This window comes from Spirochaetota bacterium (assembly GCA_040756435.1).
GTDB lineage: Bacteria > Spirochaetota > UBA4802 > UBA4802 > UB4802 > UBA4802.
On record JBFLZD010000010.1, the window covers coordinates 28000 to 49582 of the forward strand.

18 protein-coding genes are annotated in these 21583 nt (G+C 39.6%); 8 read left to right on the plus strand and 10 right to left on the minus strand.

Annotated features, from left to right (window positions below; translation table 11 throughout):
• The first annotated feature begins 95 nt into the window (after positions 1-95).
• The 6 genes from AB1444_04555 to AB1444_04580 all read left to right on the plus strand — a co-directional run bounded on the left by AB1444_04555 (position 96) and on the right by AB1444_04580 (position 8390).
• Complete coding sequence (locus tag AB1444_04555; protein MEW6525924.1) at positions 96-530, plus strand: pyrimidine dimer DNA glycosylase/endonuclease V; 435 nt, start codon at positions 96-98, stop codon at positions 528-530.
• On the plus strand, positions 512-1771 hold the full coding sequence (locus AB1444_04560) for an MFS transporter (protein ID MEW6525925.1): 1260 nt from the start codon (positions 512-514) through the stop codon (positions 1769-1771). The genes AB1444_04555 and AB1444_04560 overlap by 19 nt, the downstream gene beginning before the upstream one ends.
• 128 nt (positions 1772-1899) lie before the next feature.
• On the plus strand, positions 1900-2349 hold the full coding sequence (locus AB1444_04565) for a GatB/YqeY domain-containing protein (protein ID MEW6525926.1): 450 nt from the start codon (positions 1900-1902) through the stop codon (positions 2347-2349).
• A gap of 23 nt (positions 2350-2372) precedes the next feature.
• The gene (gene dnaG / locus AB1444_04570; protein MEW6525927.1) at positions 2373-4145 is read left to right on the plus strand and encodes a DNA primase; all 1773 of its coding nucleotides are present in this window, start codon (positions 2373-2375) and stop codon (positions 4143-4145) included.
• A 39-nt stretch (positions 4146-4184) separates the two neighbouring features.
• On the plus strand, positions 4185-5948 hold the full coding sequence (gene rpoD, locus AB1444_04575; GenBank protein ID MEW6525928.1) for an RNA polymerase sigma factor RpoD: 1764 nt from the start codon (positions 4185-4187) through the stop codon (positions 5946-5948).
• An 84-nt stretch (positions 5949-6032) separates the two neighbouring features.
• A complete protein-coding gene (locus AB1444_04580) occupies positions 6033-8390 on the plus strand; it encodes an NAD(P)H-dependent glycerol-3-phosphate dehydrogenase (protein MEW6525929.1) in 2358 nt (785 codons plus the stop codon).
• Between the two features lie 7 nt (positions 8391-8397).
• Here the strand turns inward: AB1444_04580 and AB1444_04585 are convergent, their stop codons facing one another.
• The 3 genes from AB1444_04585 to AB1444_04595 are packed head-to-tail and all read right to left on the minus strand — an operon-like array spanning position 8398 to position 11021.
• The gene (locus tag AB1444_04585; protein MEW6525930.1) at positions 8398-8898 is read right to left on the minus strand and encodes a TIGR00725 family protein; all 501 of its coding nucleotides are present in this window, start codon (positions 8896-8898) and stop codon (positions 8398-8400) included.
• Between the two features lie 16 nt (positions 8899-8914).
• Complete coding sequence (locus tag AB1444_04590) at positions 8915-9814, minus strand: hypothetical protein (GenBank protein MEW6525931.1); 900 nt, start codon at positions 9812-9814, stop codon at positions 8915-8917.
• Between the two features lie 49 nt (positions 9815-9863).
• Positions 9864-11021, minus strand: coding sequence for an acyl-CoA dehydrogenase (locus tag AB1444_04595; GenBank protein ID MEW6525932.1), 1158 nt, complete (start codon positions 11019-11021; stop codon positions 9864-9866).
• Between the two features lie 193 nt (positions 11022-11214).
• On the opposite strand from AB1444_04595, the gene AB1444_04600 reads away from it, so the two are divergent.
• A complete protein-coding gene (locus tag AB1444_04600; protein MEW6525933.1) occupies positions 11215-12276 on the plus strand; it encodes a hypothetical protein in 1062 nt (353 codons plus the stop codon).
• 3 nt (positions 12277-12279) lie between these two features.
• A complete protein-coding gene (locus AB1444_04605) occupies positions 12280-13851 on the plus strand; it encodes an NAD(P)H-hydrate dehydratase (protein MEW6525934.1) in 1572 nt (523 codons plus the stop codon).
• Here the strand turns inward: AB1444_04605 and AB1444_04610 are convergent.
• From AB1444_04610 to AB1444_04640, 7 genes are read right to left on the minus strand one after another with little or no spacing between them, the layout of a single operon-like run.
• A complete protein-coding gene (locus AB1444_04610) occupies positions 13848-14762 on the minus strand; it encodes an ABC transporter ATP-binding protein (protein MEW6525935.1) in 915 nt (304 codons plus the stop codon). The genes AB1444_04605 and AB1444_04610 overlap by 4 nt on opposite strands.
• Before the next feature lie 4 nt (positions 14763-14766).
• Entirely contained in the window at positions 14767-15915 is a 1149-nt protein-coding gene (locus AB1444_04615) for an ABC transporter permease (protein ID MEW6525936.1), read from the minus strand.
• A gap of 5 nt (positions 15916-15920) precedes the next feature.
• The gene (locus AB1444_04620) at positions 15921-17060 is read right to left on the minus strand and encodes an ABC transporter permease (protein MEW6525937.1); all 1140 of its coding nucleotides are present in this window, start codon (positions 17058-17060) and stop codon (positions 15921-15923) included.
• 1 nt (position 17061) lies between these two features.
• Positions 17062-17976, minus strand: a complete 915-nt coding sequence (locus tag AB1444_04625) for an ABC transporter ATP-binding protein (GenBank protein ID MEW6525938.1) — start codon at positions 17974-17976, stop codon at positions 17062-17064.
• Positions 17973-18773 carry an efflux RND transporter periplasmic adaptor subunit gene (locus tag AB1444_04630; GenBank protein MEW6525939.1) on the minus strand — a complete coding sequence of 267 codons (801 nt, stop codon included), beginning with the start codon at positions 18771-18773 and terminating at the stop codon, positions 17973-17975. The genes AB1444_04625 and AB1444_04630 overlap by 4 nt, the downstream gene beginning before the upstream one ends.
• Positions 18763-20154, minus strand: coding sequence for a TolC family protein (locus tag AB1444_04635; GenBank protein MEW6525940.1), 1392 nt, complete (start codon positions 20152-20154; stop codon positions 18763-18765). Before AB1444_04635 ends, AB1444_04630 begins: the two co-directional genes overlap by 11 nt.
• Positions 20151-20759, minus strand: a complete 609-nt coding sequence (locus AB1444_04640) for a TetR/AcrR family transcriptional regulator (GenBank protein ID MEW6525941.1) — start codon at positions 20757-20759, stop codon at positions 20151-20153. The genes AB1444_04635 and AB1444_04640 overlap by 4 nt, the downstream gene beginning before the upstream one ends.
• Positions 20760-21583 lie beyond the last annotated feature (824 nt).

Genomic DNA, 21583 nt, shown 5'->3' on the forward strand with positions numbered 1-21583 from the left:
ACAGTGCTAAAATTTTTATTTACTTATAATGTATGGTTGTTATGTAATACAATGTGTACTACTATATTCTGGCGATAGTTCATGTGTAAACTGCTATGCGATTATGGTCATTACATCCAAAATATTTAGACCCTCAGGGAATCGTTGCTGTATGGCGGGAAGGGTTGCTTGCAAAGAAGGTACTTGAAGGCAATACTAAAGGGTACAGGCATCATCCGCAATTGATACGGTTTGCCAATTACACCCAACCACTGCAAGCTATACAGGCTTATCTTTTCTGGATCTATGATGATGCAAAAAGGCGAGGCTATCAGTTTTCTGCTGAAAAGATTGACACAAAACCACTGATGGCGTTAATCCCGGTTACTATCGGGCAACTACACTATGAATTTGAACATTTGCTAAAAAAGGTGTATATTCGCAACAGAGCCTGGTATCAGGAACTATCGCACAAAAAAAAGAATATACAATGTAATCCTGTGTTTTACTATATTGAAGGTGATAGCGAGCCATGGGAGAAGAAGCAATAAAATCAAAGATCATATCAGATAATCCATTCAGAGCACTGAGGGTGTATAATTTCAGGCTTTTTTTTATGGGCCAGTTTATTTCACTCATTGGGACCTGGATTCAGCAACTTGCTTCAAGCTGGCTTATGTACCGCTTAACTGCTTCATCCATGTGGTTGGGGTTACTTGCATTTTCTGCACAGCTTCCCATTTTTTTATTTACGCCCATTACCGGTGTGGTGGCTGACCGTTATAATCGGCATCGTATATTAATGATTACGCAAATCCTTTTATGTATGCAATCCCTGGTTTTAGGATTACTGGTGGTACTGGGGTATATTACACCAGTGTGGCTATTGGTGCTTAATATCATGCAGGGGTGTTTTAATGCTTTTGATATGCCGGTGCGACAGTCATTTGTATTTGACATGGTTGCCGAGAAGGAACTTTTAAGCAATGCCATTGCCTTAAATTCAGTTGTATTTAACAGTACCCGCCTTATTGGGCCGCCACTTGCTGGTTTCTTAGTGGCGCAGTTTGGCGAAGGTATGTGCTTTTTAATAAATACTGCAACATTTTCTGGAATTATTATTGCACTGCTTTTTATGAAAAATGTTACTTATACTTCTATATCTCGTGCAGGTAATTTCAAGGAAAATATCATTGAAGGCTTTCAATATGTAAAAAACCATTACCCAATCCGTACGGTGTTATTGCTTCTGGCTTTGATCAGTTTACTGGGAATGCCGTATATGGTGCTTATGCCGGTTGTTGCAGTAGAAATTTTGCATGGTGATTCCCACACTCTGGGTTTTCTTTTAGGTGCGGCGGGGTTAGGTGCGCTTATTGGTGCGCTTTTTATAGCATCACGAAGCCATACTACACGGTTTGAAAATACTATTGCTGCTGGTTCACTTTTACTTGGATGCGGGCTTACACTGTTTTCATTTTCACGGAATTTATATATTTCACTGGTTCTCATGTTTATTATTGGTATTAGTTTAATTGTTCAGATGGCATCATCAAATACGTTTATTCAGTCAATGGTGGAAGATTCAATGCGTGGCAGGGTCATGAGCCTGTATACCATGTCATTCATGGGTATGGCTACCATTGGCAATCTATTTGCAGGACTAATAGCACACCGTATTGGTGTTCCCCTTACGCTGCTTTTAAGCGGTGTGGGATGTACTATTGTTGCATTATTGTTTTATAAGAATTTGCATATATTGAAAAAAAATATTATGAATCTTGTTCGATAGTTACTGTATAGGTGAAATTGTTTTTAAAACTTTTGTTGACATACAAACATTATCATTTTATATGTGTAAAGCTCTCCATTTTAGCTTTATACTTCCGTCATAAAATCCTTGTATTATGGGGTATGTGTATGACTATTCTTACCACAATTGAATCCGACCTTAAAGATGCAATAAAAAACAAAAATGAACTGTTAGCAAGCACTCTGCGTATGCTAAAGTCTGACATAATGTATGAAAAAACAAAGGGCACTGAAGAATTAACCAATGAAAAAATAATTGAGGTGTTAACACGCAGTGCCAAACGACGCAAAGAAGCCATAACTGAATATAAAAAAGCAGGTAGAAATGATTTAGCTTCAAAGGAAAAACAGGAACTGGAGATCATCATGAAATACCTGCCGCAGCAGATGAGCGAAGCTGAAATTGCTGCTCATATTGATACGGTTATTGTTTCTATGGGAACTGTTACTAAAAAAGATATGGGCAAGGTCATGGGGCAGGTTATGAAAGACCTGAAAGGCAAAGCAGACGGACAGATTGTTAAGCAGATTGTACAGAATAAACTTGAAAATCTGTAAATTTTTATATATATTATTATCAAATGGCTATCCCCCAAGATACGATTGAACATATACGGCAGAAAGCTGCTATAGAAGATATAATCAAACGCTATGTTCCCACCCTTACCAAAAAGGGTAAGAACTATGTTGGATTATGTCCATTTCATAAAGAAAAGACTCCTTCGTTTACGGTATCACCCGATAAACAGATGTTCTATTGTTTTGGATGTCATGAAGGCGGTAATGTCTTTACGTTTATAGCAAAGGTTGAGCATGTTGATTTTGTTGAAAGTGTAAAGATTGTAGGGGAACTTGTTGGCATACCAGTTCGTGATGATGTAAAATATAAAGATGATGAATACAGCAGGCTTTTAAAAATCAATGCTCTTCTTTGCCAGAACTATCGCAAAGCATTACACCAACCGGCAAACAGACATGCGCTTGATTATCTTTTGAACCGTGGAGTAACCATGCAGAGCATTGATGAATTTGAGCTGGGCTATGCTCCTGACGGGTGGCATTATGCTACTGATAGTATAAAAAATATGAATATTTCACTTGATGTGGCAGTAAAAACGGGCAATATTAATAAAGTAGAAAAAAATGGCACCACTCATTACTATGACAGATTCAGAAACAGGGTTATATTCCCTATTTTTGACCAAAAAAATGAAATTATAGGATTTGGTGGTAGAATAATTGCTCAGGGTGAACCCAAATACCTAAATTCTCCGGAATCACCTGTTTTTCAAAAGCGGAATATCCTTTACGGACTGAATAAATCACGGCAACACATAGCTGAACTTGGCAGGGCAATAGTTGTTGAAGGTTACCTGGATGTCATTGGCGTGTATCAGGCGGGTATTCAAAACGTGGTTGCTCCTTTAGGTACCGCGTTAACACTGGAACAATTGCAGCTTTTGTCACGTTTATGTCATGAGGTAATCATTGTATTTGATGCTGACTCTGCCGGGATTAAGGCTTCGCTCAGGTCACTTGAAGTTGCTCAGAGTTTAAATATTGATATTCGTATTGCACAATTGCCACAGCTTGACCCGTTTGATTTTGTAGCAAAGTTTGGCGTTAGGGAGTTTATGGCAATTATTGACAGAGCATTACAACCCGTTGATTTTAGAATTGAGCGTGTCATTGCGGAAAATAAGGGCAAACAGGTTGATGTATTAAAGCAACTTTTTGCAGTATTGAGGGATATAACTTCTGAAGTAGAGCGGCAGTATTACTTTAAAAAGCTGGCCACCATGTTTCAAGTTCCAGAGCAGGCTATACGCACTGATTATGAGCGTTTTGCAAAAGGGCAAAAAACAAATGGGAGGGCGATAGTAACCAATAATACGCCTTTAGATTTTTATGATAAAAGCCAGCGTGAATTGGTACTTTTACTGTGCAATTACCCTGAACTGGTTGAACATGCAGTTGTGGATTGCTCTCTGTCACAGTTTACCGATACAGTAGCAAAAAATATCTACCAGGCAATAATTGACCTGTATGAAAAGAATGAACCTGTTTCACTGGATAAAATGTTTGATTTTTTCCCTGAAGGCCAGGAAGCACAATTACTTACTCAGGGTTTTTCAAAGCAGTTTGCATTTGAGGATCCTAAGGTTGCCTATTCAGAAATAATATTAAATATGCGGCTGTATACTATCGACAAAAAAATTAATGAATTTGCAGAAAAAATTAAGAAGAACGAACAGGATAATATACAATATTATATGACCGAATTAGAGGTATTGCGCCGGGAAAGAGAAAAATTGGCTTCATATATCTATAACAAAGGCAGTGCAAAGATTTAAGATCACAGTAAATTTTTAATATAAAGGGTAGAGTTTATTATGGCAAAGGGTGATGTTCTTTTAGAAAGCATTCCAGAAGTTAAAAAACTTGTAGATTTAGGGAAAACCAATGGTGAGATTACCTATGATGAGCTTAACGATATTTTGCCCGATAAGATATTAAATTCTGATAAAATTGATGATATTTTCATTCTTCTCAATCAGTTAGGCATCGATGTTGTTGAAGAGCCTACACGGCGTGCGGAAGCAGTGTTGTCAAAAAAAGAAAAATCCCATTCAAAAAAAGCAGCAACTCCAACATCAGAAACCGCTGTTTCCGATGATCCAATTCGTTTGTATCTGAAAGAAATTGGGAAGGTATCACTGCTTTCCGGTGATGAAGAGGTGAAGCTGGCAAAGCGTATAGAAGAAGGCGAAATTCTTATTGAGAATGCTGTGCTGGATTCTACTGTGCTTCTCAATGAGCTTATCAAGAATCATTCAAAAGTTAAAGGCGGCAAAATTAAACTAACCGATGTGTTGCGGATAAATAAACTCTACTATTTTTCTTCTTTTGACATGCATGATTTAGAAAAGCGCTATGAAAATAATATGAGTATTATCATAGCGGAAGATAAAAAAATAATGCAATACCAGAATAAACTACGGAAATTAGCTGAAGAATCCAAAAAGGCATTGGAATTAAAAGAAAAAATAACTGAATCACGCAAAATTATTAAAGATGCGCTGGTAAACCTTCAGGTACATGAAAACGAAATAAATAAAACAGCACAGCGTATTTTGTCAATGGTTACCAGAATAAAGGAAACCCGGCACTTCTTCAAGAGCATTGAAGATCATTTTAACAAATCGGTAAAAGAGTTAAAACAGTATGGTCGTAAATTGGAAAAGAATGAAGATGTAAAAAAAATATTAAAAGAACTGAAAGTCAAGACCAAAGATGAAATTTTAGAGATAGTTAAAGATATCAGAAATAATGAACGCAAAATCCGCCGTATAGAGCAGGAAGCAGGTGCCACCTGTGATGAAATTATGCAGCGGGGCACACAAATTGAGATTGGCCACCGCAAGATTTCACTGGCAAAAAAAGAGCTCATAAATGCAAACCTGCGGCTTGTAGTATCCATTGCAAAGAAATATGCCAACCGTGGTATGCATTTCTTTGACCTTATACAGGAAGGAAATATTGGCTTAATCAAAGCTGTAGATAAGTTTGAGTACCGCAAGGGGTATAAATTTTCCACCTATGCCACATGGTGGATACGGCAGGCAATAACAAGGGCAATTTCTGACCAGGCGCGTACCATACGTATTCCTGTCCATATGATTGAACAGATAAACAAAGTAATGCGTGAAACACGCCTCTTTCAGCAGGAATTTGGCCGTGAACCAAGCCCGGAAGAATTAGCCGACAGGTTGGGCTGGCCGGTAAGCAAGGTTAAAGGTGTGAAGAATGTGGCCCGTGAGCCTATATCACTTGAAACACCCATAGGCGAGGAAGAGGATTCCTTGTTGGGTGATTTTATAGAGGATAAAGAAGTGGATTCGCCGGTGAATACGGCAGCATACAGGCTGCTTTCTGAGCAGATAAATGCAGTATTAAGCACACTGCCGGCGCGTGAACAGAAGGTTATCCGCATGCGGTTTGGTCTGGATGACGGGTATTCCCATACATTAGAAGAGGTTGGGTATGTGTTTAAGGTAACCCGTGAGCGTATCAGGCAGATAGAAGCTAAGGCATTGCGCCGGTTGCGCCATCCCACCCGCGCACGAAAATTGAAAGATTATCTTGACTATATGTAACAATACTTCTATAATAGCAAAAAAATGGGAGAGTGTAACTCCCATTTTTTTTATTTATTATACCATATTAATACCGGGTATACTATGCAACACACCACAAATACTGCCGTAATGAAAGCTGTAACTGTCATTGGTGCAGGTTCATGGGGTACTGCTGTTGCCAATGTAATAGCCCACAACCATCCTGAAATTATTGTCCAAATTTGGTCCTATGAAAAGGATGTTGCCCGTTCTATAAATTCTCAGCATGTCAATACACTGTACCTGCCTGATGTACAACTTGCAAACAACATTGTTGCATATAATGATATTAAAGAGTCAGCCAAAGGAACTGATGCAGTTATCATTGCCACTCCTTCAAAAGTTGTCTATGATACCTGTACACGAATCAGGCGTTATCTTGATTCAAATGTCTATGTTGGCTATTTATCTAAAGGATTTTGCAAGATTGGTTCAGGAATTTATACCATGTCACAGACTATAGAGCTTGCATTACCATTTTTAATGGATAAGGTATGTGCCATATACGGCCCAAGCCATGCTGAGGAGGTGTGCAGAGAATACCATACAGCATTGCATGTTGCCAGTAAATCAAAGGCTTCAATTAATTTTTTCATGAATCTGCTTCAGAATGAATATCTGGAATGCATACCATCAGATGACATCATTGGTGTTGATTGTGGTAGCACCTTGAAAAATCCTGCAGCAATTGCTGCTGGTATTATTAGTAACCTGCCTCAATGCGGGGACAACCTTTCAGGAGCATTGATAGCACAGGCTCATACAGAGATGATACAATTAGGGCGCTGTATGGGTGCAAAGGAACACACCATTATGGGTATAGCTGGCCTGGGTGATCTTGTTGCGACAGCGTTAAGTCAGCATAGCCGTAACAGGCGCTTTGGTAGGGAAATAGCAGAGCAAATAACCCAGAAAGGAACAACGGTTGGTTTCCTGGAAAAGTTGTTATTACGAGTAAAACCTGAAAATGTGCTGGAAAGAATGAGTAAACGCATGCATTACCTGGTTGAAGGGGCGTATGCAATTGAACCAATACTACAACTGGCTGATAAATATAACCTTACCATGCCGGTATACCGTTCATTGTATGATGTGCTTCTGAATAAGCGCGATCCATGGCTTCTCATTGAAACTATTAAAAATCCTGCAAAATATGAAATACTGACACGTCGTGCGCGAATAAAGGTTAAGGAACGTAAAAAAGGCATTGAGCGCATGAGTGGACTGATATTTAAAAATATTGTGGTTGAACGGCTTATGCAGCAATTATGCAGTGAAAATAAAAAACTTCAGGTGATGACCAATAGCAGGGAATACAAAGACGTGCTCCAGCAACACCTGCACGGGCATAAAGAGTATTCCCATGAACTATCGCTGTATAATGATCTTAATGAATCACACTATGAAAAGCAACTGAAAACAATTATTGAATTTTATTATAATAGTATTAGCGATAGATATGTGTATACATTTTCATTGCTGATACTGAAACTGGCAAGGATGTTTTTTTATCTATACGGATTGCTGTACCGCCGCAGAATCACCGAGTTTTTTGAAGAAAGAATTGGGCTAACTGGAGATATTAAATATCTCAAAAAGATTGTGATGACCGCAAACCCGGTTTATTTTTGTAATGCTAAGGACCAGGCCGATTCACTGTTTGTGGTTCTGGCACTTATTAAATTTATATCCATTCCCCTGCCGCGATTTTGTGTTGACAACAGACTTATGGAAAATAAGTTGCTACGGTTTCTTTTCAGGCTTTGTGGCGGATATATTGTACATACAACTCGATGTGCTTCGATTATATACCGGGAAACATTGTTGCAGTATATGCTTTCATGTGTTGAACACGGCATACCAGTATTATATTCTAATTCCATGGAAGATGGATCTCAGGATGAGCAGGTAATCCAGGATATGGTCATTGAGGGCCTGTGCGAATTGTTGCAGAAAACAACAGAAGAAATAGCGGTAATACCAGTTGCAGTTGGCCATAAATTTTATAATCCGGTTACTCATCCAGTTTCATTCCTGAAATTATTCAGGAATGTGACAAAAGTGCATATTTCCCGACCAATTACCCTTTCGCATTTTTCTTCCAGCCCCACATTGGCTGAAGATACTAAAATGATGTTAACGCTGAAACAGCGGCATGATATACCTATTTATCCTCATTATTTTATTGCGTATGTATTACATTCTGCCGGAGGAAGTGCACATGTTGAAGCCATTAAAGCTGAGATTGACAGTATACTGAAACTGCGTAATTTAAAACATATGTATTCTGTTGATGATATACTGCGTGAAGGTATGGAATTCCTTATTTCAAATAATTGTATTGCCCATAGTGGGGAAATTGTTGTTGTTTTAGGTGATAAAAAAGAAGCAATTAAATATTTTGCAGGGTATATTGTATAAAAGATTATCAGGTATTCACCAGTTTGTGTAAAATATCACATGCTTCTTCTACTGAATGAGCAGAGTATATACAGCTGCCATTATTTCTATCGTCAATTGGTTCGTTAACAATCCGTTGACTCCAGCCGCCCGTAAACACACAGCTTATAATAGGTTTGCCGTAATGCCATGCGTATGCCATCTCAGTTAGTGTTCCTGCTTTTCCCCCAATGGAAATGACAACATCTGCTGAAAGCACATTTATGCTGTTTCGGGCAAAACCTATACCAGTTGGGATAACAATATCGCAGTATCGGTTGGCGCCATCAAACCTGTCAAAAGGCAATATGCCAACCACAATGCCTCCGTGGTCATGCGCACCCTGTGAAGCTGCCTCCATAACGCCAGTTCTACCACCAGTAATGAGCACCCATCCGTTTTTTGCAATAAAGGCTCCTATTGCGTAGGCAATATCATGATGCTCTGTATCATCAGCTGAGCCTATAATGACAATCTGAGTTTTTTTCATGGTTACTATCGCCTGACTAATGGAAGTGTAATATATGAATAATTGCGGGTATAATATCCTCTTCTTTTTCAATAACGGTGTGGTAAATCTTTGATGGTATTGAAATATCCTTATAGTTAAAGGTCAATGGTTTGATATCTGCTTGAGTGTTTGTATGTATACACAGATACAGGTTCATTGAAAGTGCAAAGCTATATTGTCCAAAATTTTCTATTAATGTATTTTTAATTAATGCTGAAACTTCATTGAGTGAGTGCAGGCCAAAATGGCTTAACGTACTAAATGGTGATATAATATATATTCCGTATAATGAACAGGGCCCTTTGGTCAGTAATTTTGAGCATACCTGATGGATATATTTTAATGTGGTATTTGGAACATCAAGGGAAATAATATCTGAAATGCCCAAAAGACCTGTAAAGACTTTGATGTGTGCAGCATAGTGCAAAAATGTTTCTTTTGAAAAGAATGATGACGAAGAAATAGCAATGAATGCTAGAGATAGTTCTTCTGAATGAAAAAGGGATGAGCTGTATAGTGAAAAATTTTGAATAACATTCTGGTTTATGGTGTAATCAAGTACATAGCGTGGTGGGGATGAGAAAAAAGAATTATTACATAGTGATAAAAGCGGCTGCACAAAAACATCAGGGCCATGGTACAGCGAAATGGTAGTCTGTTCATTCTTTGCAGTATATGCAACAATTGCTGAGAATAGGGAAAAATTTTCAGCATTATGAGTAGCTAAAACATTGAGGATATAATTTTCATACTGGGGTTGGGATTTTATTTCAAGAGCCTTTTCTTTATAGGTATGGTATTTATGCAGCGCTTCATCAAATGATATGTCCCCTTCTGAAAATGAAGCAATGGTTTGCTGTATGTCTTTCAAAATAGCTGTAAAATTGTTTTTCATACTTTTTTTTAAGTTGGGGCATAAAACAGTATGCCCCAACTAATGTTCATTATTGGTATTCACTTAATACATTTGATGCAATAACAAGCCGCTGTATTTCAGATGTCCCTTCATATATTTCGGTAATTCTTGAATCACGGTAAAATCTTTCTGCAGGGTAATCTTTAATATACCCATATCCTCCAAAAATTTGCAATGCTTTATGTGTTGCCCTGTGCGAAGCTTCCGAAGCAAAAAGTTTTGCCATGGCTGCATTTTTTGAATAACGCCTGCGGTCAGGGCCGCTACCAATAAGCATTGCAGCCTGATAGGTTAAAAGTCGTGCGGCCTGAATTTCAGTAGCCATGTCAGCAATCATCCATTGAATTGCTTGCTGACGTGCTATGGGCTGGTTAAACTGCACTCGTTCAAGCGAGTATTTAACAGCAGCATCCATTGCTGCCTGTGCAATGCCCAATGCCTGAGCAGCAATGCCAACTCTACCGCCATCCAGAGTATGCATGGCAATTTTAAAACCGTCACCTTTTTTGCCCAAAAGGTTTTCTTCAGGAAGCTCACAGTTTTCAAATACAAGTTCAGTTGTTGATGATGCACATATTCCTAATTTATCTTCGGTTTTGCCAACTGAAAATCCCGGAGTTCCTTTTTCCACAATAAACATACTAAGGCCTTTATGGCCAACGCCCTTCTCGGTAACTGCCATAACAACGGCAACATTGGCAACACCACCGTTGGTTATAAAATTTTTTGTGCCATTGAGTACCCACTTGCCATTCTTAAATTCAGCAGTAGTTTTGGTCCCTGCTGCATCAGAACCGGCATTGGGTTCGGTGATGCCAAAACAGCCAATCCATTCACCTGAGCATAATTTTGGCAGGTATTTCTTTTTCTGCTGCTCAGTACCAAAGTAATAAATAGGTGACAGGCACAATGAGTTATGAGCAGATACAATAACTCCTGTTGATGCACACCCGCGGGAAATTTCTTCAACAGCGATGGCATAGGTAAGGTAATCCATTCCCGATCCGCCATATTCTTCCGGGTAAACAACACCCATCATCCCCATTTCCCCTAATTTTTTAACATGTTCCCATGGAAATTCATGTGTGCGGTCATAATGTTCAGCTTTTGGTGCAAGTTCGTTTTCTGCAAACTTCCTGCACATATCTTTGACCATCTGTTGTTCTTCAGATAAATTAAAATCCATAAGCCGATCTCCTTATACTATCTCTATAAATATTTTCTGTATACTATCGTTTCATATATGGATTTATTTTGTCAAGGCAATAACAATTGACAGGTAAAAAGCATGGATTTTTTATGTTGAAAAAAAGGCTGGTACATACTACAAATGGCTATAGTATTTATGCGGCGATAGTAACTGATGAGGGATGAACAGTATGGTAAAAAAAATATTGATGGCAATAGCCTATAGTATGCTTGTTTCATGCGGTTATTTCAGGGTGACCGATCTTTCAGCGAGCAAGGTTTGTGCAATTCCGTCAGGAGCAGCATTAGGTGCGGTAAGTATTAACTATAATGAATCAGGCCTTCTTGATATGAGTTTTGGTGTTCTTCTGGCAGATGATAAAGTTTACGTTAAGGATAATATCCAGAAGAAAGTGCTTGTATTTGACAGGGATGGAAAATGTTTAATTGCTATTGGTAATATCAGTGCAACGGCAGAAGGCAAGGATATAAAAAAAACACAGGTTAAATTTGACATAATAGGCACCATGGTTGCCGATTCAGATGAAAACCTGTATGTACAAAATAGGCTTGCGTCTGTCCAGCGCATTGATGCGGCGGGAACGCCAATTGATATGTCACCTTCTTTTATACTGGTTTTTGACCAGGATGGCAAACTACAATACACAATAGGTCAGACGGGAATGCCAACAGTTCCTTTTTACTATATTGAGCATTTGGAGATAGATAAAAAAAACAGGCTTTTTGTTATAGCGCGCACGTATGATATATGGAGCGTTTACCGCTTTGATAAACGCCAGAGGGATTATTACATGACGTTTACCCGAAATTACTTTGTAGACGCGGTTGATGCCACAACATCATATACCGGCAAGATAGAAAATATCAGGATATTACATAGTGGCGATAGCTTCTTGCTTTCAGTTGCCTTTTACAATAACACCCGGTTTAAATACAGAAAGTTATACCAGTTTGATATTAAAGAATCAAAGCCTGTTGAATTGTTAAAAATATCCGAGCCAAAGAATGAATTATTTACGGTGGTGCAGAATAAATATATCTATATGTGGAATGTTGATGAAACCAACGAAGTAAAGTTTATGCTGTATAATTTTGATGGTACAATGATTGGGAATGTACGGTGCAAATTCCCGGGACAGGCATTGTTTTCGGATATAGATATTACCAATGAGGGTAAATTATATTCCTACCATGCCTACTCAACAGGATTAGAAGTATATGAATGGAAGTGATACATGAAGGTAGTCACAGCGCAGCAAATGCAGGAAATTGACCGTATCACCATACAGCAGTATGGAATCCCCGGTGAAGTGCTGATGGCGCTGGCAGGCAAGTCAGTTGCTGATTATGTATTGCATACTGTTAAAGCTAACAGTGTTGCAGTTTTCTGCGGAGTGGGCAATAACGGAGGTGATGGCTTTGTTGCTGCATATCTGCTATCACAGCACTTGCCTGTTGATGTATTTATACTGGGTAACACCGACAAGCTTACACCTTCATCAAAAATATACTATGATGTATGCCAGCATGCCAAAGTACGGTGTTTTGCAATTTCCTCTGAATCGCTGCCAACAATACATTGGGAAACCTATGATTGTATCATTGATGCGCTGACCGGTACGGGATTTTCAGGCAAGCCAAAAGGTTTATTAGAGCAGGTGATTAGTTACATTAATAAAAGCGGAAAAATGGTCATTGCCATAGATATGCCAAGCGGGCTTCCTGCAGATGGTGCAGTTGAATCCGAGCCAATTGTACAGGCGCATACTACCATAACCATGGGACTTCCCAAGATTAATTTAGTTACCTATCCTGGCAAGTACTATGCAGGCAATGTCATCGTTGCTGATATTGGATTTCCTTCTGCGCTGTGTACATCAGGGGACATTTGTCGGCAGCTTATTGATGAAGAGTTTTTCACCAGTAACTATCGCCCCGCTACTCACTATGATGCTCATAAAGGCGCAAATGGCCATCTTTTGTGCATAGGCGGATTTGACGGTATGGAAGGTGCAATCCTGCTATGTGCAAAGGCCGCTTTTGCAGCAGGCATAGGGTTAGTAACACTCGTAACAACTCAGCAGTCGCGTGCAATTATTGCTGGTAAAATTCCCGAGGCCATCACGCGCGCTTTGAACGCTACAGCCAATGAACCTTTTGTAAAAGATATGTATAATACTGTTGAGTTTACGAGCATATATAAAGAAATGCTGGCACAACTTGAAAATATAGTACAGCTTTCACGTCCCACTGTGTGTATTATTGGTCCCGGCCTGGGAAGAAATGCAAGTTCAGCAGCAACAGTTGCAGCTTGCTTGAAAATTGCGCACACAATAAAGTTACCCATAATTATTGATGGTGATGGGTTGTATTGTTTAGCACAGCTTCCTGAAGCAAAGCTTCCTTTACACTGTATTATTACGCCACATTTTAAAGAAGCAGAACGGCTCACTGGTACTGCTGTCAGTGATTTAAAGAAAAACCGTTTGCTTTCAGCAGAAGGCCTGGCACATAAGATACAATGTATTGTAGTGTTGAAAGGCCCAGCATCCATAGTAACTAATGGTAGCGCTACCTATATAAACACAACGGGTAATCCTGCGCTTGCAACAGGAGGTTCGGGTGATGTGCTTTCGGGTATTATGGGGTCATTGCTTGCAAAAGGATATGAGCCTGCGATTGCAGCAGCACTGGGCGTTTACATACACGGCAAAGCTGCTGATGTCTACTACTGCGAAACTGGCAACACCATGATGCAGGCCAGTGATATTGTAGAGTATATACGTAAAGCGGTGAAACAAACTTAACCTTTAGCACTCATCACAAAAACGTCTTCTAATGTTGGGAGTATTGGTTCAATGGTAACAGTATGAATGTTGTGTGATTGTAACAGTTTTTTTATGACAGTAAATTGTTTACATTGTTTTTCAAGAACAACATGAAGGTCAGTCCCAAAGAGAGCTACTTCAATAACAAAATTTTCTTTACTCAGCACATTGTATGCTTCAAGGTAACTATCGGTCACAATTTTTACAATAGTGTAGGGTAGTTTTTCTTTCAAGCCCTGAGGTGTATCAAGGGCAATAATTCTTCCTGCAATAATAAGTGCAATGCGGTTACAGTGCTCTGCTTCGTCCATATAATGGGTTGTTACAAAAACTGTTTTACCTTCTTTTGCCAGTGTGTAAATCTCATCCCAGAAGATTCGTCGCATTAAAGGGTCAACACCTGAGGTTGGTTCATCTAGAAATAAAATCTGCGGATCATGAATCAGAGCCGAGCCTAATGCAAGGCGTTGCTTAATGCCAAGGGGCAGGTTTTTCACCAGGCTGTACCTGTGGTCTTTGATATTTACCAGTTCATAAATGAAGTTCATACGTTGCTTTAAAACATTTGTGCTAAGACCATATACTGTGCCATAAAATTCTAAATTTTCCTCAATAGTAAGATCCTCATACAGGGAAAATTTTTGCGACATATAGCCAATAATTTTTTTTATGTCCCACTGCTGACTGACGATATCAAGTCCTCCTACGCTTCCTGTTCCTTCATCAGGTTGCAATAATCCACATAGCATTTTTATGGTGGTGCTTTTACCAGCACCATTGGGTCCAAGCAGTCCAAAAATTTCACCCTTAGCTACAGAAAAGCTTACCCTATCAACAGCAGTAAAATCCCCAAAACGCTTTGTGATGTTTTCAACTATTACTGTTTCCATATTACTATGTCCTTTTGCCAAATTGCCAAACGCTTATCCTGAGTATTCCTATTCCCATAATTAAAAGGATGAGCATGTTTTGCCACAGATAGGTAAACCCTGTGCCTTTTAAAAATACACTGCGGACAATCTCAACAAAATAGCGCATGGGGTTTACATACGTTATAAGCTGAAAGATGAGTGGCATGGAGTATATGGGGAATATAACGCCCGAAAGCAATATTGCCGGCACAAAGAACATAAATGATGACAGCATGGCCTGTTGCTGTGTTGATGACACGGTTGATATGAAAAGTCCAATGGCTAATGTAGAAATAATGTAAATTGCACCACATAGCAAAAGAAAGATGAAACTACCCCTGAAAGGAATGCCAAACCAGAAAATGGCAATGGCGGTTATGATGAAAATGTCAACAAACGCAATAATGGCAAAGGGTACTAATTTGCCAATGATGTATTCATTGGGCTTCAGTGGTGATACCTTAATCTGTTCCATGGTGCCAGCTTCCCGTTCTTTAACAATGGACATTGCCGTCAGCATGATGGTAATAAGGGAGATAAGCATCGCAATCACTCCGGGAAGATAAAAATTAATGCTTTTTAAATCCTGATTAAACCAGTACCGTGGAATAAGTTCAATGGTACCTGATGAAATGCCAGATTTTAGCCGTTGCATCACTTTTATGGTAATGGTGCTGATAAAGCGTTCCTGCACATACGAAAGTGTTAATGCATTAATGTATGATTGAATCACAGAAGCCCTGCTAGAATCAGTGCCATCTAATATCACCTGCAATGAAACAGGTTTGCCAATCTTTAAATTCTTGCCAAAATTATTGGGGATCTCTAAATAAAAATCAATGTCACCTTTTTCAATCAAACGCAATGATTGCTCTGGCGAATCTACATATGCATACATTTGAAAGTAGGGGGAAGCAACAAACTGCTGAAGAAACTGCCTGCTCAATGATGTGCGGTCTCTGTCAAAAACTGCAAACGAGACATTAGTGACATCAGTATTAACCGCATAGCCAAACACCAGTGACATAAGAATAGGTGGCACAATCATAATTGCCCTCAGTTTAGGGTCGCGCATGACAAGAGCAAATTCTTTTTTTATCATTATCCTGATATTGTTTAGCGATAGTTTCATGGTAACTATCCTGCATACCGTAAATTAATTTTTTTAATGCCAATGATAATCATAATACATGCAAACACTGTCATAAAAATGATCTGAGTTGTAAGCAGTGATGCGGCTAATCCTTTTAGCGCAATACCTTTTATGAGTGCAATCATATAGCGTGCCGGAATGATGTACGTTATAGCCTGGAGGATAATTGGCATATTTTTAATGGGAAATATAAAACCTGATAAAAGAATGGTTGGCAGATACGTTGCTATCATTGCCACCTGAATTGAAAGCACCTGTATGCGCGTAGCCGAAGAGATAACCAGTCCAAAGGTGCAGGTGCCAATTAAGAATAATATTGAAACAAGTAAAAGTTCGGTAAAACTTCCCCTGACAGGAATATTAAATACAAAGTAGCCAACAACGTAGGTAATGACCACATCAAACATGCCTATGAAAATATAGGGAATGAGTTTGCCAGCAATCACTTCCCATGAGCGCACAGGCGTTGTAATAAGGCTTTCCATGGTACCACGTTCCCATTCACGGCTTATTGCAAGAGAGGTGATGAGTGCGCTGATTATAGCAAGCACTATAACGATGATGCCTGGCACTACAAAATTTTTACTCTGCAATTCTTCGTTATACCATACACGGCTTTCAATATTTACCGGTATCTGTATTGAGCCAAAGCCTGCACGGTTCAGGTGTTCCTGCATCCATGCAATATTATACTGTGATACAATAGCATTAAAATATGCTGAAGCGATAGTAGCCGACATGGAATCTGATGCATCTACTATAAGCTGCAGGTGCACCGATTGCCCGCTTTTTACGTTTTCAGTAAAATTGTACGGGATGATCAGCGCTGCAACTGCTTTACCGCTGTCAATTGCTGAATCGATATCATTGTATTTTGTTACATAGCCTTTGCAGGTAAGGTATTCACTGTGCATGAAGATTTCGGAAAATTGTCGTGATGTAGGTGTTTTATCCTGATCATAGATAATAAATGCAACGTTTTTCACATCCATATTCAGCGCGTAACCAAATATGAGCACTAAAAACGCAGGCGTAATGAGTGCAAGGATAAGACTGCGGATATCCCTGTAGATGTGGATCCATTCCTTTTGAGCTATCGCCATAATTCGTATAATTATTTTCATATTATTGTGCCTTTGCTATTGCTTCCACAAATGTATCTTCAAGTGAAGGAATAACTTCACGTATAGAAATAACACTAATACGGTGTTTAACACACAACAAGCTGATTTCCTTTTTTGCCCTGTGAACATTGTCCACAAACACGCGCACCGCATTACCACTGCGCACTGCATGGCAATAGTGCGGGTGTTGCCGTAACATCTTTTCGGTTCCAACAGGATTTTTACTTTGAATTTCAATCAGAGGTTTACCAATCATTGACTTAACAGTGGCAGGTGTGTCCACAGTAAAAAAAGATCCATTGTACATCAGTGCAACCCTATTGCAGCGTTCAGCTTCATCTAAGTATGCAGTGCTCACCATAATGGTAACACCTTCCACACACAGGTCGTACAAGATGCGCCAGAATTCTCGACGTGAAACAGGGTCAACGCCGTTAGTGGGTTCATCAAGCAGAAGCACAAGCGGCCGGTGCACAAGGCAGCACGCAAGCCCTAACTTCTGTTTCATGCCACCAGAAAGTTTACCAGCAAGCCTGTCCTTAAACGGTTCTAAGTTGCTGAAGCGCCACAGTACCGGCAACATTTTTTGAATTTCTTTCTGGCGCATACCAAAGATCTTCCCAAAAAATGTGATGTTTTCAAGCACTGTTAAATCTTCGTATAGCCCAAAGCGCTGCGGCATGTAGCCAATGTGTTCTTTAACATAGTAGATATCATCGTCATAGGGCCTGCCGTCAAAATACAGGTTGCCACTATCAGGCTGTAATATCCCGGCAACCAACCTGAGCAAGGTGCTTTTACCTGCACCATCAGGACCAACAATGCCAATGATCTCGCCCTTGCGCAGGGTAAGGTTTATATTGTTTACTGCTTTTATACCACCAAAAGATTTTGTGACATTCCTTACATCTATCATTGTTCACCTGTCAGTATTACTGCATCTGCGGGCATCCCCGGCTTTAATTCTTTTCCGGAGTTGTCTATGGCAATCTTCACTGCAAAGACTAACTTCACGCGTTCCTCTTTTGTTTGAATAGTTTTTGGGGTAAATTCAGCCTTTTGGGCAATTGCAACAACCTTGCCGGTAAAAGTTTTATCCGGGTAACTATCGACAAAAACATGAGCCTTTTGTCCGTGTTTAACCAGTCCAATATGCTTTTCGTTAACGAAGATTTTAATCCATGCTTTGGTAAGGTCAGCAAGCGTCATGATTGATGTGCCGGGAAAGGCAAGCTCACCCACTTCTAAGTTTCGTGAAAGCACCACACCGCTGATTGGAGCATATAACACTGCTTGCTCAATGGTTGCCATAACATAATCGTAATTGCCCTTTGCAACGTTGTATGCTGCCACTGCGTTGTCAAACTCACGCTGCGATATGGAGCCGGTAGTAAAAAGTTCACGTGCTCGTTTCAGATTTTTTTCAGCGTTGTTCAGGTTTGCAAGTGCAGACAGTTTCTGTGCCGACAGTTCGTCATAGGCTAATTTTACAATTAAATCACCCTGCTTTACTTCTTCACCTTCGTCAAAGGGCAGGGAAACAATCCTACCAGCAATTTTAGATGCAACCTCAATCTCAGTGACTTCAATGACACCGGAGCCTTCAATATGCTTGCCGTTTGTGCCCATATAGCGCACAAGCTCAAAATACAGTGTTACACCAACTACAACAATAAGTACAACAATAACAGGAATTATACGCTTATTTTTCATTGTGCACCTCCGCAAAGATAAGATCAGTACAATCAAAACCAGTGTCCTTTTTTAGCTGCGCAACAGCACACCAAAAATCATTTATTGCTTTAATATATCCCATGCGCGCTGAAGTAAGCTGAAGTTCGGCATTAAGCAGATCGGCGTTTTTTATAACACCCGCTCTATAGCTTTCTTTTGCCACGCGCAACCCTTCTGTAGCAGTTTCAATGTTTTTACGTTGCGATAGCATACTCTGATAGGCAGTCATAAGCCTGCCATAATCAGCACGCACAGCAATGGCAATTGCCTGTTTAAGTTGTTGAAGCTGCTGGTCAATTTCTTTCAACTTTTCTTTTTGTTCACGTTCCACTCCCTGAACGGAATCAACAGGAGCAAGAGCCCCCCAGCGGTAGGTTGCAGCAACACGCACCTGCCAGGTAGTCTGCCATTCTCTTGTTCCAGTAATGGCCGACAAATCCATACTTTGCCCAAAAGGTAACTGTATCTGCGGTGCATCCGGCAAAAGGTAGCTTTTGCCATAGTAGCCTGTTACACTGAATGTTGGCCACAGGTACACTGATTGTGCAGCATCAACACTATCGCCAATAATATCTTTGCTAAGAGTAAGCTGTAGTACTTCTGGCCTGTGAATAAGAGCCTTTTCAACCAGCGTATTAACAATATCGTATGAGTTTGGCTGTTTTATAGAACTATCAAACCCTTCAAAGATAACGGTATATGTGCCGCTTTTAGCACCCAGGTAATAGTTAAAAAGGTCAAGTGCAGTTGAAAAGTTATTACGCGCCTCAATGAGCAAAGGTTCCTGACTTTGCAACTGCACCTGGGCTTGGAGGAGTTCAAATTTAGGGATTGTGCCAGTGTTAAACATCCGGTTGACATCGGCTACATTAGCCTGTAATACGGCAATAGAGTTTTCTCTCAGTCTGATTATTTCGTTAGCAGTAATTACATCAAAATAGCTTTTGATGACATTGTATTCAATGTTTGATTTTACTTTTTTAACTTCTTCCTTTGCAAGTTTGTAATTGTTGTAGCTTTGCGATAGTGAATTATAAAAATTGCCAGGATTTATACCAAAGCGCACCTGCACAAATTTTAAATCATACTGACCGTCAGAGAGGCTCATAAAGCCATTTTCAGCATACTGTCGCAGGGCGCTTGCTTCAGATTCTAATGCTGGATACAACATTCCCCATGCTTGCGCTATTTTTTCGTCAGCCTGTTTTAACCGGTGTTGTGCCATGATATATTCCGGGCTGTTTTTTAACGCTATGTCAATTGCATCATTGAGTGAAAGTGGCTGCTGTGCATGTGTGTATGAAAATAAAAGCAAAAACAATATGGGCGATAGTACCTGTATAATACATTTTGCTTTCATATATCCTCCTTGATGATACCGTGTGACATCAATTGCAAAAGATTGGCAATATATTCGTTTACATGATTGTCACTAAAATAAAGAGTATGCAGAGAGGTGCCCTGTAGAATCTGTCGCATAAGATTATAAAAGATAACAGCACCAGCAACTGAAATCATGGTATATTGTGGATGAAGCTTGGGATTGATACTTTTACCTTTCCCTGCCTCAAATATATTGCCAATAAGTTGAGTTACAGGCTCAATAATGGTTGGAGCTATAATATTTTTTATAAATTTTCCACCACTTGAAAGCTCACGCATAATAATAATAAAATAACGCTTGTCTAAGTTGCTTATATGGTTTGCATACGCTTCAATAATGATAAGCAGGTTACCAGTTTCCTGTGCTTTTGCTATATTAGCAGTTATGGTAGTAACAATAGTTTGTGCAAGTTCCTGTAATATGTGTGCATACAGTGCTTCTTTACCAGAGAAATGATAATAAATCATTGCCTTGTTTACTCTGGCTCTTTTAGCTATGCGGTCAATGCGCGCGCCATCCAGTCCATACCGGGAAAATTCATCAATTGCCGCATTCAGTATTTTGTCTTTTGTTGGTATCATGCTTATCCTGTAGTTAACTAACCGTTTAGTTAACAAAGTAGCATTTGCATCTAAAAAGTCAAGATTTTTTTAGATCCGTGAAATATAATCTGCACTAAAATGATTAAACCCTTTTGCTGCTCTGACCCCTTACAATAATATCACCCCTTCGGGGTTAGTGTGATGATGTTATAAAAATAATATGCTCTGACCCCACTAAGGATCTTACGTATCATTCTATCCATTAAGGATCTGCCCCAAATCCCACTATCTCTCTAATGACTCAGCGCACTCTGCGTGATGCATCAGTTTGTCTCACGCAGAGACCGCAGAGATGGGGAGAGTGTTGGCTCTGACCCCTTACAATAGTATCACCCCTTCGGGGTTTTGTAGTCAATAACAGCATATCATCCTTAACGTGATTCAGGATCTTATTGGTGAGGATAAAGATTCCGGGTCAAGCCCGGAATGACGTATTACTCTGTCATTTCGAAGGAACGAAGTGACTGAGAAATCTTAAAGTGGGAGGCATAGATTTCTCACTGCGCTCGAAATGACATAAAGGATTGCTCAGAATGACAAAAAGAGATGACCGGAATGACGTATTGGCAACAAGTCATCCTAAACCTTGACTTGAATTTATTTCAGGATTGATTCAGGATCTACCTATAAAGCTCTGACTCCAAAATCCCACTATCTCTCCAATAACTCAGCATACTCTGCGTGATGCATCAGTTTGTATCACACAGAGACCACAGAGATGGGGAGGGTGTTGGCTCTGACCCTTACAATAGTATCACCCCTTCGGGGTTTTGTAGTCAATAACAGCATGTCATCCTGAACTT

Excerpts from the sequence above, each read along its gene's own strand:
- AB1444_04555 (MEW6525924.1), top strand. The coding sequence starts at position 96 with ATGCGATTATGGTCATTACATCCAAAATATTTAGACCCTCAGGGAATC.
- AB1444_04560 (MEW6525925.1), top strand. The coding sequence starts at position 512 with ATGGGAGAAGAAGCAATAAAATCAAAGATCATATCAGATAATCCATTC.
- AB1444_04565 (MEW6525926.1), top strand. The coding sequence starts at position 1,900 with ATGACTATTCTTACCACAATTGAATCCGACCTTAAAGATGCAATAAAA.
- dnaG (MEW6525927.1), top strand. The coding sequence starts at position 2,373 with ATGGCTATCCCCCAAGATACGATTGAACATATACGGCAGAAAGCTGCT.
- rpoD (MEW6525928.1), top strand. The coding sequence starts at position 4,185 with ATGGCAAAGGGTGATGTTCTTTTAGAAAGCATTCCAGAAGTTAAAAAA.
- AB1444_04580 (MEW6525929.1), top strand. The coding sequence starts at position 6,033 with ATGCAACACACCACAAATACTGCCGTAATGAAAGCTGTAACTGTCATT.
- AB1444_04585 (MEW6525930.1), bottom strand. The coding sequence starts at position 8,898 with ATGAAAAAAACTCAGATTGTCATTATAGGCTCAGCTGATGATACAGAG.
- AB1444_04590 (MEW6525931.1), bottom strand. The coding sequence starts at position 9,814 with ATGAAAAACAATTTTACAGCTATTTTGAAAGACATACAGCAAACCATT.
- AB1444_04595 (MEW6525932.1), bottom strand. The coding sequence starts at position 11,021 with ATGGATTTTAATTTATCTGAAGAACAACAGATGGTCAAAGATATGTGC.
- AB1444_04600 (MEW6525933.1), top strand. The coding sequence starts at position 11,215 with ATGGTAAAAAAAATATTGATGGCAATAGCCTATAGTATGCTTGTTTCA.
- AB1444_04605 (MEW6525934.1), top strand. The coding sequence starts at position 12,280 with ATGAAGGTAGTCACAGCGCAGCAAATGCAGGAAATTGACCGTATCACC.
- AB1444_04610 (MEW6525935.1), bottom strand. The coding sequence starts at position 14,762 with ATGGAAACAGTAATAGTTGAAAACATCACAAAGCGTTTTGGGGATTTT.
- AB1444_04615 (MEW6525936.1), bottom strand. The coding sequence starts at position 15,915 with ATGAAACTATCGCTAAACAATATCAGGATAATGATAAAAAAAGAATTT.
- AB1444_04620 (MEW6525937.1), bottom strand. The coding sequence starts at position 17,060 with ATGAAAATAATTATACGAATTATGGCGATAGCTCAAAAGGAATGGATC.
- AB1444_04625 (MEW6525938.1), bottom strand. The coding sequence starts at position 17,976 with ATGATAGATGTAAGGAATGTCACAAAATCTTTTGGTGGTATAAAAGCA.
- AB1444_04630 (MEW6525939.1), bottom strand. The coding sequence starts at position 18,773 with ATGAAAAATAAGCGTATAATTCCTGTTATTGTTGTACTTATTGTTGTA.
- AB1444_04635 (MEW6525940.1), bottom strand. The coding sequence starts at position 20,154 with ATGAAAGCAAAATGTATTATACAGGTACTATCGCCCATATTGTTTTTG.
- AB1444_04640 (MEW6525941.1), bottom strand. The coding sequence starts at position 20,759 with ATGATACCAACAAAAGACAAAATACTGAATGCGGCAATTGATGAATTT.